The organism is Lyticum sinuosum (assembly GCF_034471385.1).
Taxonomy (GTDB): Bacteria; Pseudomonadota; Alphaproteobacteria; order Rickettsiales; family Midichloriaceae; genus Lyticum; species Lyticum sinuosum.
Genome location: NZ_JARGYU010000001.1, coordinates 203,599 through 216,558 on the forward strand (window position 1 = coordinate 203,599; position 12,960 = coordinate 216,558).

Genomic DNA, 12,960 nt, shown 5'->3' on the forward strand with positions numbered 1-12,960 from the left:
TAGTAATAAATACTAATATATTAAAATTAATAAATTTATATGTATAAAGTATTTAACTTTTTATATAAAATAATATGATTAATATCACAAAAGTTGTGCATTATAACGTGAAAGATATTTTAAGAACTATTTCTGATATTGAGTCTTATCCGAAATTTATATTTTGGTGTAAAGAAATAAAAATTTTATCTAGAGATAAATTTAATATAATAGCTGATGTTCAGGCAAATATAGGAATGATCAGCACTTCATATAGATCTCATATTAAAATAGATGACTATACTGATAATAACTCTGATAATAGATATGCATCTATTGCAGTCATAGCAAACGATGATGGACCATTTAAATATATGCAGACTCTTTGGATTATTACAGAACTTGATTATAATACAACAGAAGTTAATTTTTCAATGAATTTCAAGTTTAAAAATATAATTAAAAATACTTTATCTAAATTTCTTATAAAAAGTATAGTAAAAAACACTATCTCATCATTTGTAGATTATATTAGTACTTCTTTAAAAAAAAAATCCAAATCTACATTACAAACTATAAAAAAACCAGAAATTGATAAATAATAAATAACAAATCAATAAATTATATATAAACAAAAAATATTTATCATATATATAATAAAATATCATGTAAATTATACAAATTGTTATAAATTAAGTTTTTCTTCTAGAATTAGTAAGAACAATTTTTCTTAGTAAGAATTAATACATCATTGTATAAATTAATATAGTAAAGTATACTTCAAAAATACGATGATCATAATATCTATTTTTATGATAATTTCAAGATTTGCACCAAGCCCTACAGGATTACTTCATATTGGAAACATACGTATTGCTTTATTGAATTGGATTTATACAAAATCTTTTAATGGAAAATTTATACTACGTATTGATGATACAGATAAAGATAGATCAAATAAAAATTTTGAGGATAAGATAATAGAAGATTTAATATGGTTAGGTATAGAATGGGATTTATTTTTTCGTCAAAGTGAAAGAAATAACCGATATTTAGATATAAAAGAAGAATTAATAAGATCTGGTTATTTATATCCATGTTTTGAAACTAAAGATGAGCTTATAAATGAAAGAAATATGCTTAGAAAAAATGGAAAACCACCGATTTATATTCGTAAATATATTTCTAATAATAAAAAGAATGAATTAATCTCATTAGGAATAAAACCATACTGGCGTTTTAAAATAGATTATGATGAGGATATAATATGGAACGATATGATTAGAGGAGAAATTAAAATTGATCCAAAAACTATATCAGATCCTATTCTTTTTAAAGAAAATGGGGATCCAACATACACAATATGTACTGTTGTTGATGATATGGATCATAATATAACAAATATTATTAGAGGAGAAGATCATCTGACTAATAGTGCAACTCATATTAAAATATTCTCGGCATTAGGTGTAAAGAACTATCCTAAATTAGCACATATTCCTTTAGTTTATAATAAAGAAACAGATATATCAAAGAGAAGTGGAGGAGGGTTTGATATAAAATCTTTGCGAGAGTCTGGAATAGAATCCATGGTTATTAATAGTATGATGGCACTTATTGGAACATCATATGATATTAAACCATACAAGAATATTTCAGATTTATTTATGATTTCTGATCTGAACAAAATTAGTAAATCTAGGATTTTGTATAATAGAAATGATTTAGATATTTTGAATGAAAAATATATAAAATCATTATCATATAATGAAATAAAAAAAAGATTTAATAATATTCCAGAATTTACACATGATTTTTGGGAATTTATTAAAAATAATATTAAAAATATTAATGAAGTAGACGAGTGGTTAAAAATATGCAATAAAAAAGTTTTTTTGTATTCTCCTAAAGATAAAGAAGAAAAAATTTTTCTTGATTTATGTGCATCACTTTTACCAGAAGGTATTCCAGATAAATCAACATGGAATATATGGATGGAAAAAATAAAAAAATTTTCTGATCGTAGTGGTAAAAATTTATTTATGCCATTACGATTATCACTTTCTGGTAAAGATAAAGGTCCTGAAATGAAAATATTAATTAGTTTTATGTCCAGAGATTTGATTATATATAGACTTCGTTTATTTTAATTCATATTATTATATGATATAAAAACATTTTTTTTCATATCTTAAAATTTTAAAACTTTGAATTTTTTAAACTTATAATTTAGTATTACATTTAAAAATATTGATATCATATAAATTAATATTAATATGCATAGTGTAAATAATGATATAAAAGATAATATAAAATTTTCTACTATAGATCCTTATGTTCATTTAACGATTACATGTCATTATGATGAGAAAACTCTTTTGACTAGAAATGGAGAATTAATTCAGATTATTAAAATAAAAGGATGGGAGCATTATTATCTTAAGGATAATAATGATAATTTAAGAGAATTATTGCGAAAAGTTATTGATAAATTTATTACGAATAATGATTTTATCGTACAATTTATTATTGTTAGAAAAAATGGTGATATTAGTCAAAGTGATAGTAATAGCCTTGATGATATAATTAATAATGATTCATCAGAAATAAACAAAAATTCTATTAAATTTAGAGATATTTCAGCTGAAATATCTAAAAAATGGAACGAAAAAAATGATTTCTTGAATTATTTGAGAAATTATTTATATATAATAATTACACATCGTGGTAATAAAAATAATATAGGGTGGGATAAAGTACAGAAGAATATATTTAATTCTATTGTAAAAAAGCTTTTTTTTAAAAATTTGGAAACATCAGTACATCAATTAAACAAAGTTACTGATAACATTATTAGATCTTTGAATAGATTTGGTTCATCTATTTTAAAAATTGTTAAGAATGATGAAGGAGTGTATATAAGTCAACCACTATCTTTTTTACGTTATATTCTTAAAATGGATGAAGAAGACGTTCTTGTAGATATTAAAGAGTCAAGTAATCAGATATGTAATAATATTAATGTTGGATTTGATGAAAGAAATAATATAATTATAGAATCTGATAAGAGAAAATATATTAGTATATTTAGTTTAGCTAATTCTGCAAATTTAAATGAAGAAACAGCAGAAAAAATATTACAAGTAAATTGTAAATTAATAATTAGTGAGAATATTGAATTTGTTAGAAAAAAAGAAGCGATAAGTAACTGGAAAGATCATTTTGATATTGCAGAGAAAAGTAAATGTTTAGAATTGATCAATATTGGGAATTTAAATAATATTATGTCAATTGATGACAATAAAAATAATACATTTTGTAAACAACAAATCATATTTCAAATTAGTGGTGATAATAGTGATGATTTAGAAAAAAACATCAAGATTTTTACAGATATTACAAAAAAAATAGGATTGCCTATTGTAAGAGAGGATATAGGAGCAAATGGTTTATTTTGGTCACAATATCCAGGAAATATGCATATGTTGAGTAGAAGAAGTAAATATAATATTACATCTAATATGGGTGTTTTTACAAATACATGGCCAATTTCTATTGGCCAGAGATTTAATTTAAAGTGGGGAGAATACTTAGTAATATTCCGCAATATTCAAAATAACAATCCTTATTATTTTCATTTTCACGATTTAAAAAGCAATAAATCACATTGCTTTATTACTTCTTCAAGAGATCAAACAAATAATGGATCTAATATAAAACTACATCTTTTAGGAGGATCTTTAAAAGCAGAGCCTAATATAATTAATTTTGATCTTTCTGGTACAGATAAAAAATTTATGAAAGCAATAAAGGCAACATTTATGATTCCTGGTGAAGACTTCTGTATTAGTTTTTCTGATATAGCTAACATACCTTCTTATCATAAGAATATAACAGATGATATAATACAGTTTGTAGAACATATTGCTAATTCAAATGATTATACTATTTCTAGTGAATCAAATTCAGAAGACTCAATTAATGAAACTGTTGATAATACTAATAATGATGTAAAAATAACTAAAAAAACAAATATAAAAGAATATTGGTATAATAATATATCTAATACTATCAAAAAAGCTTTTGCAATTGATAATCAGATTGGAATCACTCAAATATCACAAATTGTCACTCAAATGATCAATGATGTTGTTATGTCAACTGAATATAAAGGAATAGCAAGAAATAGATCAATTGAGTCATGGCTTAAAAACGAAGTGACACAAAAAATTTTTGGAGATTTAGATAACTCTTTTTTTGAAAATCAAATTCAAGAATTGAAAAATAGTCATAAGTTATTAAATTTTGATTTTTCTGATTTATTTTTAAAATCTTCAGTAAATTGTTATATTTCTGTTATAATTGTTTTACTAAAAATAGTAGAAAATCTAAATCATGATAAAAATAATATTATTTTAATTAATAAAGCTGATTTTTTATTTGATTTACCACCACTTCTAACAGCAATTCTATGTAATATTTTAGAAGATTGTCAAAATAATAAAAATTGTATATTTATTATTTCTATAGATAATCGCGATAAATCACTCCGTTTTGTTCAAGCGCGTCATATAATGCGTAATTTTTTAAATTTTTTTATATCAACAGATAGGTATATGACAAGAGAACATCGTGCTATACTTAATTTATCTGATAATGAAATATATAATATAAAAAAATATACACAAGACAATAATACATTCTTTTTTAAAAAAGGGAATGAAAGTTTAATTATTAAATCATTAATTTATGATGATGATTTTTTATCAGATATAGAAAATATAACTCCAAATAATGGATAAATAAATATATATTTAAAATTATTTAAAATAACTTTATTATGATAAATATAATAAAATATCTGATAAAACAGAATAAAGTATTAATAATTATTCTATTTATTTTTTCTTTTGGTATAAAATATCAAATTTCAAAACAAGAAGCATTTGCAATTTGGTTTGATACAGATTTAGAAGATTGGGAGAAGATGGGAGATAGATATTTTACAGATACAAAGGATCAAAAACCAGGAAAGGAATGGTGTGAAAGAACAGGAACAATTCATGGTAGAGAATGTGCAGCTGGACTAGATCAAAGTGAGAAAATAGTTTCTTCAGGTGATAAATATTATTTTACTATTTTTGATGATTCTATTCCAAATTGTGATAAAAGTGGATGTAGATATGGAACAGAAAAAGAAACTTTAATTTTTAATAAGTTAGATCCTATAAGTATTTTTATCAATAGCGCTCCTCGTTGCTTGAAATACGAAGGTGAAATAGGAAGAAAAGTTGCAAGTAATGGTGATACTGTATGTTTGTATATTGGCGAATCTTCACAGGAATTAACAAGAAAAAGTCAATTAAGAGATCATTGTAGTGCAAAATATTGTGTATGTGCAATTATAGAACATGATGGTCGTCCATTTATTGCCGGATGTACACCTGCTATATTAGGGCCAGGATTAAAATATGAAAAATCACTATTTGATCCACATTCTATAGAAGTAGATTTATTTTGTACGAAATCATCATGTGGTAATGAAGATGTTGTATCTTGGATTGCTAAATATAAAGATGATAGTAAAAAACCATCTTTTGATAAACCTATAATTAGATTATATGATAACCTAAGTTTTGAAGGATATTACCCACCAAATGGACAGATGTATACATTTGGTACAGTACAATTTAACAAAAATACAAAAGATCAAATATGCTTTTATTCATTTATGGAGCAAGAAGAAGTAGGATGTGTTCCAATTCCTGGAATTGCTCAAAATGCTTCTTTTTCTATGGTAGCATCTTATAGTTTAGTTTATAGATATGTGACAAATCAAAGAACATCAGAAATATTACCATTTCATGGTGTTTATCCTGTTTTATTAAGTGATAATGGCAAAAAATTAGAAAAAGATAAAGTTTATTTTACATCATTTGTTACTAAAGATAATTGGGATGTTCAAAATAGAGATAATGATATAATTTTAGATGAATTGGGTTATAATACATATTATCAAAATACAAGAACATATTCTAATCAACTATATACAGACTGTCAGTTTATTGATAAAAATTATAATAGTCCTTTAAATGGTGTGTCATATTGTTACCCTATGTCACAATCAACTACTATAATATCTAATTTAAAATCATTTATTATACCAGATATTATATATAAAAATAGTTCTTCCGCAAATATTACTAAAAGTATAATTTCAACATCTCCTACTAAATATGGTTTATATATGGGAATAACAGAAAATGAGAAATTTTATATATCTGATGAACGTGGTAGACTTTCAAGTTTAAATGCAACTATGACTGCAGTTATAACAAATTCTAAAAATTTATTTCCATTATATTTAGATGTTAAAGTTGAAAAAGATAAAGATGATAAAGAATATGTATACTTGTATGATGCAGCATATTCACTGTCAAAGACATTTTATCCAAGATCAGGGATTCGTTATAGAGATCATTGTTATACAGATACAGAAGATAAAAAGTGGCCAGTTTTTGCAGATATTCCTAATGATATTCAATCTCCTTCAGAAAAGAATTACTTTTATCTAAAGAAATCTGTATTTTCAGATTATTATCCAAATTTTTCTATTAAAAGTAATACTCCATCTGGATATATTTATGCAGAATATAATAATGATATACCAAAATTTAAAGGTAAATTAAATAAAAAATCTGAAAATATAATAAAAGAAACTGCAGTATGTCCAGGACTTTATATTGGGAGTGAAGATTCAAAAGAAAGTGATCAATCACAAGATTTAATATGTTTAGTATCATTAGGAGTATGGGATTTTATTTCTGGACAAGGGAATTCTATATTTACAGATAAGCAGCAATATGCTAAAAGTATGCTTTGTGCTGGAATACCAAATAAATGTATTATCTCTAATAATGTTCAAAATATTGCAGCTCTTGGATTAAAATCAATTGATAATTTAGATTCTCAAGAAATAAAAGTTCTGAAAAATGGAGAAACTCATTATACAGAACATAATTGCGTATCTAATATTGCATCTTGGGTTAAAACAGAAGAAAATAATCAAGATGTAACTTTAAGATGTACTAATGGACTAATGATGCCAATCGATAAAGAAACAAATGAAGTTGCTCCATATCAAGATATATGCCTAGAAAAAAGTGGAACAAATCCTAAATCTTAAATTTTTAATAAATATTATAAAATAATTATAGTAATAACTATAATGAGTAAAGAAATTAATATACAAGAATCATTATCAATAGCAAATCATTTTAATATTTCATTAATTGATCTATTACCAAAATCAGCTTTAAGAATATTGTATTATATTCCCAACACGAGAGTTGTAGGAGGTTGGATTAGGGATATTATATATCATAATATGTTTAATTCTGATAAAAATAATTATAATTTAGAAAAGTCATTTAATGAAGATATTGATTTTGCTACAGAATTACTACCTAATGAAGTTAAAAATATATTTGATACATATAATGTAAAGACTATACTCATAGGTATAAATCATGGTACTATTGGTGCTATAATAGATAATATATTATATGAAATTACAACTTTAAGAAAAGATGTCAAATGTGATGGAAGACATGCTGAAGTAGTTTTTGGTGTTGATTGGGTAGAAGATGCTAGAAGAAGAGATTTCACAATTAATGCTCTTAGTATGGATAAAGATGGTATAATTTATGATTATTTTAATGGAATTAATGATATAAAGAATAATAGTTTAAAATTTATTGGGAATCCAGATAAAAGAATCAAAGAAGATTATTTAAGAATTTTACGGTATTTTAGATTTTCTTGTAAACTTAATTTATCACAAAACAAAGAATTAGAAGAAATATTTCTATCAAATTGTAGTGGTTTATTAAATATATCTGGAGAAAGAATTTTTAAAGAAATGCAAAAAATTTTAAATTCTCAACAAGATATATTAAAAGAGGCTATAATTATGATGTATAAGAGTAATATACTAAAATATATTGGATTATTTGATGAAGATGAATGCTTAGATAAATTATATAGTAATACGAATGAATTACTTTTCGCTAATAATGATGGGTTATTAAACTTAGCTTCTCTTATAAATTGGTGCGTAAAAATTAAAAATAATACTTGTAATATAAGTAATATAAAAAATAATTATGAAAAAAAATTATTTTTAGCTAAAAAAATTGCTTTACAATGGAAACTTAGTAAAAAAGAAAGACAACAGCTATTAGAGTATATAATTACAAGAGATCATATTGATAACTTAGAAAAAAGATTATTTTTAGCTTATAATATTGGCTTAGAGAAATATTATAAAATACTACAATCTGTAGTTATGCAAAATGAAATCTCTAATTATGAAAAAAGCTTATATTTATCAGAAGTAGAATTCTTAAATAAAAACCCAATTTTTCCATTAAATGGAGAAGATATCATTAATAAATTTTCAGTTTATGGTAAAAAAATTAGCTTTTTACTTAAAAAAGCTAAGGTATTATGGTTATTATCAGAAGCAAAAAATGATAAAGAATACTTATTAAATAATCTCTGCTAAAAATAATATTAATTTTTAACTATTAAAATATTAATAAAAATGATAAAAAATCAATATTAATCAATAATTTTAATATTTTTGATAAAAATAAAATTTTTAATAAAAAATATTGTTATCACAGTAGAGTTTACTAATACGTATTAATATTTTATTATATATAATAATTGATTATTATAATTGATTAACTTGACTTTCTTGTGATCTAAAATTGTATATTATTTTTATAGAATGCAGAGTAATACCTAGTCCAATATCAGCAAGTAGGCATGCAGCTCCTATAGTATTAGTATATAAAATACAAGTTGTACTTAAAATACTACCTAGAATAACAGATTTAAATGCTTCTTTTTGAGACATTATATTTTTTTCTCTACTTTGATTATTTATCTCACGCTCCATTGAAGATGATAAAATAGGAACTGCATTTTGAATAAGATTTTCTTGTTGTTGAGTAGAAGTTTCATTATTATTAGTTTTCACCATATTATTATTTGAACTTGTTAGTAATTCAGATTGCACATTTTCATTAATATCAAGTTTATTTTCTCTAGAATTATAATATTTATAAGTTTTATATGAATTTTTAATAAGATTAAAAACTAGAAGACTTATTGGGATAACAAATAAACTAACATTAATTAATGCTAAAGCATAGAAAACTAAAAAAGTTGCAGAAGAAATTAATAAAGTAATACTTATATGTTTTAATGCTTCATAAAGTAATGTTAACATACCATATTGTTTATTTTTACCAAAGAAACTAGCAGAATTAAAAAACGAAAGTAATATAATATGAGAAAAAAGTTTTCTATATTTATATTTTCCGAGTTCATATTTATATTTATTTTCAATAGCTCTTGATAGGAATAAACTTTCTATATTATAATTAAAACAAATTACATCTCCTGAAAGCATTGCATCACAATTTTGGTAAATTTCATTAATTTTTTGTTTCAAATATTTATAAGAAACAACCATAACTGTTATAGCAAAAATTAATACAAGTATAGCATCATTTTTTTTATTTCTTTCATTATCTTCTTGGTTACTTGTTTTATATTTATTTTCATGAAAAATTTTTATAAATGTTACATTATTGACAATTATAGGTTGTTGATTTGATTGTCTGTTGTTACGTATATTTTTGTATCTTTCCCTTATGTTTGTACTATAGAAATTTCCATTATATTGTTGGTTTACATCATCATTTTCCTGAGTTTTTTCTATATTGTTGTTTATACCATCTTGATTTTGTTGTATTTTTTCATATTCGATAGCAGAAGATATTATTACTTGCGAGAGAATTGTTCTATGAATATCATATTCTTTAGAAAACCAATTATTTATTGAATTAAATATACTTTTTTTATTAGAATTTTGTTGATATGGTTGGTTTTCCACATATATTTGAGAATTTTTTGGATAATCTGTATTAATTTGCATAATATTTAAAATTTATAATTAATTTTTATTAAAAAAGAGTTTTATATGTAAAAATTACATATAGCCATATTATATATATTTTTTATAAATAGTATACAAATATTTTAATTTATAATTTACTAAGATAACTTAAAGCTATATAAAATATAAAAAATAAATTAATTAATAAATTTAATAAAATATGAATAATATTATGTGGCCATTTATTCTTAAAGTTAGCCAAAAAGCAGCTATATTTTCTGCTAAATTTATTGGAAAAGGTGATAATATCGAAGCAGATAGAGCTGCTGTTACTGCAATGCGAGATGAATTAAATAAATTACCTTTTCATTTCAAAGTTGTAATTGGAGAAGGAGAAAGAGATAATGCTCCTATGCTTTTTATTGGAGAAACTCTAGGAAAAAAAAAGCCTATAAAAAATACTAATATAATAGAAGAATTTGAAGGAGTAAATAATTGCCATTCAGAATGGCATATTGCTGTCGATCCATTAGAAGGAACTAATTTATGTTCTAAGAATTTACCTGGGGCTATAACAGCAATATCAATAACAGAAAAAGGTGGTATTTTCTCATCTCCTGATATTTATATGTTAAAATTAGCAGTTGGCCCAGAAGTAATAATAGATGACTTAAGTTTTGAATTAAGTATATATGATCTAATATCTATTATAGCACATAGTAAAAATATTAAACATTCAGAAGTTACTATTGCTGTTTTAGAAAGAGATCGTCACAATATTTTGATTGATCAAATATATAATTCAAATGCTCGTGTTAAATTATTACCAGATGGAGACTTAGCAGCTTGCATAGCAACTTGTCTACCATGGACAGGTATCGATGCATATGTTGGTATAGGAGGGGCTCCTGAAGGTGTAATATCAGCTTCTGCTATTAAAATACTAGGAGGGTTTATGATAGGAAGATTAATGTTAAATGATAAAATAAATAATAAAATAAATAATTGTAGTAATACAGATTTTAAAAATTTAAGAATAAATTCTATAGATTATAGAGAATTTTCTTTTATTAGTGATGAAAAAAATATCAATGATCTTGTACCAGGTAAAAATATTACTGTTGTTATTAGTGGTGTAACAGATGGATATATTCTTGATGGTGTAAAGATATTAAAATTAGATAATATTAATTCGATATTTGAAGTTAATTCTGTAGTTTTTAGCACTGATCTTGATGGAATTATGAATGTAAGATCACAATTTAAATGATTTTACATCATTTTATAAATTTATATTTAAATATAAACTTTAATCAATTAAGTAATTAATAAATAAATATATTAACATATTAATAATATACTAATATAATTTTCTAATAAATTTTAATAAATGCTTCTTATTCTAGCTTCTTCTTCTATTAGCAGATTTAATTTAATAAATCGCACTGGATATACACCTGATTATACTATTTCTCCAAATATAGATGAGACACCATTTAAAAATGAACTTCCACATAAAGTTGCAATTAGATTAGCTCAAAAAAAAGCTGAAACAGTTTATAATATAATTATGAATTGTAATAAAGAAAATAATAAAGAATCTAATAATGAAAATATTAAGGAAATTCTAGTAAATATTGAAAAATATAATAAAAAACTTGTTGTTTTAGCAGCAGATACAGTTTGCGCGGTTGGAAGATTAATTTTACCAAAAGCATTAAATGAAACAGATGCAAGATTTTGCTTAAATAAAATTTCAGGAAGAAGGCATAAAATACATACTGGAGTATGTTTTATTGGAATTAATCCTTCCGGTAAATATCAAGTCATAAATAGAATATCAACCACAACTTTACTCATAAAACAAATATCTACAAAAGAAAAAGATGATTATATAAAATCAAAAGAATGGATGAATACAGCAGGGGGATATAAAATAGAGGGTATGATATCATGCTTTGTAAAAATGATATCAGGAAGTGAAAATAGTAATATTAGCGGTCTTCCATTAAGCATAATATACCCTATATTAAATTATTTTAATTCTAATTAAATAAAACAATTATTGATATAATATTGGATCTTCTATTCCATTTTTAGAAAATCCATTTAAACGTAATACGCATGCGTCACATTTTCCACATGATATACAAATATCATCGTTATTAGATATGTTTTCTATATTATGTTTGTTTTTTTTGTTAAAAAATTTGTTTAAAAATGAATCATTCTTATTATAATAATGTGGATTATAGCAACTAATTGTCATACTATAATCAACTCCTAATTCTAAACCCATTTCAATAATTTGAGCTTTTGTTAAATTAATAAGAGGAGTAAGAATTTTTATTTTTTTACTATTATTAAATTTGTTATTTAAATCCTTTGAATTAAAATTTTCAGTTTCAGATTCTTTATTGTATTTTTCATCAGAAGAATGATCAGATGAATCATTTGTTCCAATATATGTTGCTAAATTTGCTAATTCTTGGAATTTTGATATGTAATCTGGTCTACAGTCTGGATATCCACTATAATCAACTGCATTTACACCTATAAAGATATTATGTATATTTTTTACTTCTGCATATGCCAAAGCATATGAAAGAAAAATAGTATTACGTGCAGGAACATATGTTACAGGAATAAAATCAGCGTAATTATTTTCATTATCTGAAAAACGAGAATCTGGAATTTGTATATTAGAATCAACAAGAGCAGATCCACCAAATGACCCTAAATCTATATTAATTAATTTATGTTCAATAATATTTTCTTTTAAAGATTTTGCTATTTTTTGTGCATACATAATCTCTATATGATGTCTTTGTCCATATATAAAGCTGATTGCATATATTTTTTTATATCCATTATTTATAGCAAAATATAACACAGTAGATGAATCAAGACCACCACTGAGTAAAATAATTGCACTGTCTTCTTTTTTATAAGTCAATTTATTTTTATAAAAATTATAATTAGTAAATAAAAATAGATAAAATTATTTTAAA

General features: G+C 23.4%; 9 protein-coding genes. 7 read left to right on the forward strand and 2 right to left on the reverse strand.

The features are described 5' to 3' along the window. Positions 1–74 precede the first annotated feature (74 nt). The 5 genes from Lyticum_RS00825 (at position 75) to Lyticum_RS00845 (ending at position 8,545) form a co-directional block, all read left to right on the forward strand. The gene (locus tag Lyticum_RS00825) at positions 75–581 is read left to right on the forward strand and encodes a type II toxin-antitoxin system RatA family toxin (protein WP_322498440.1); all 507 of its coding nucleotides are present in this window, start codon (positions 75–77) and stop codon (positions 579–581) included. Between the two features lie 189 nt (positions 582–770). Beyond that, positions 771–2,129 carry a glutamate--tRNA ligase gene (gene gltX / locus Lyticum_RS00830; protein ID WP_322498441.1) on the forward strand — a complete coding sequence of 453 codons (1,359 nt, stop codon included), beginning with the start codon at positions 771–773 and terminating at the stop codon, positions 2,127–2,129. Between the two features lie 126 nt (positions 2,130–2,255). Further along, entirely contained in the window at positions 2,256–4,781 is a 2,526-nt protein-coding gene (locus Lyticum_RS00835; RefSeq protein ID WP_322498442.1) for a VirB4 family type IV secretion/conjugal transfer ATPase, read from the forward strand. A 38-nt stretch (positions 4,782–4,819) separates the two neighbouring features. Beyond that, positions 4,820–7,165 carry a hypothetical protein gene (locus tag Lyticum_RS00840; protein ID WP_322498443.1) on the forward strand — a complete coding sequence of 782 codons (2,346 nt, stop codon included), beginning with the start codon at positions 4,820–4,822 and terminating at the stop codon, positions 7,163–7,165. Between the two features lie 42 nt (positions 7,166–7,207). Then, positions 7,208–8,545, forward strand: coding sequence for a CCA tRNA nucleotidyltransferase (locus Lyticum_RS00845; protein WP_322498444.1), 1,338 nt, complete (start codon positions 7,208–7,210; stop codon positions 8,543–8,545). A gap of 171 nt (positions 8,546–8,716) precedes the next feature. Here the strand turns inward: Lyticum_RS00845 and Lyticum_RS00850 are convergent, their stop codons facing one another. Further along, positions 8,717–9,988 carry a hypothetical protein gene (locus Lyticum_RS00850; RefSeq protein WP_322498445.1) on the reverse strand — a complete coding sequence of 424 codons (1,272 nt, stop codon included), beginning with the start codon at positions 9,986–9,988 and terminating at the stop codon, positions 8,717–8,719. 181 nt (positions 9,989–10,169) lie between these two features. On the opposite strand from Lyticum_RS00850, the gene Lyticum_RS00855 reads away from it, so the two are divergent. Continuing rightward, positions 10,170–11,219 (forward strand): fructose-bisphosphatase class II family protein, encoded by a 1,050-nt coding sequence (locus tag Lyticum_RS00855; protein ID WP_322498446.1) that lies wholly within the window; start codon positions 10,170–10,172, stop codon positions 11,217–11,219. Between the two features lie 120 nt (positions 11,220–11,339). Further along, on the forward strand, positions 11,340–12,002 hold the full coding sequence (locus Lyticum_RS00860; RefSeq protein ID WP_322498447.1) for a Maf family protein: 663 nt from the start codon (positions 11,340–11,342) through the stop codon (positions 12,000–12,002). 9 nt (positions 12,003–12,011) lie between these two features. Here the strand turns inward: Lyticum_RS00860 and Lyticum_RS00865 are convergent, their stop codons facing one another. Continuing rightward, complete coding sequence (locus tag Lyticum_RS00865) at positions 12,012–12,905, reverse strand: 7-cyano-7-deazaguanine synthase (protein WP_322498448.1); 894 nt, start codon at positions 12,903–12,905, stop codon at positions 12,012–12,014. Positions 12,906–12,960 lie beyond the last annotated feature (55 nt).

Excerpts from the sequence above, each read along its gene's own strand:
- Lyticum_RS00825 (WP_322498440.1), top strand. The coding sequence starts at position 75 with ATGATTAATATCACAAAAGTTGTGCATTATAACGTGAAAGATATTTTA.
- gltX (WP_322498441.1), top strand. The coding sequence starts at position 771 with ATGATCATAATATCTATTTTTATGATAATTTCAAGATTTGCACCAAGC.
- Lyticum_RS00835 (WP_322498442.1), top strand. The coding sequence starts at position 2,256 with ATGCATAGTGTAAATAATGATATAAAAGATAATATAAAATTTTCTACT.
- Lyticum_RS00840 (WP_322498443.1), top strand. The coding sequence starts at position 4,820 with ATGATAAATATAATAAAATATCTGATAAAACAGAATAAAGTATTAATA.
- Lyticum_RS00845 (WP_322498444.1), top strand. The coding sequence starts at position 7,208 with ATGAGTAAAGAAATTAATATACAAGAATCATTATCAATAGCAAATCAT.
- Lyticum_RS00850 (WP_322498445.1), bottom strand. The coding sequence starts at position 9,988 with ATGCAAATTAATACAGATTATCCAAAAAATTCTCAAATATATGTGGAA.
- Lyticum_RS00855 (WP_322498446.1), top strand. The coding sequence starts at position 10,170 with ATGAATAATATTATGTGGCCATTTATTCTTAAAGTTAGCCAAAAAGCA.
- Lyticum_RS00860 (WP_322498447.1), top strand. The coding sequence starts at position 11,340 with ATGCTTCTTATTCTAGCTTCTTCTTCTATTAGCAGATTTAATTTAATA.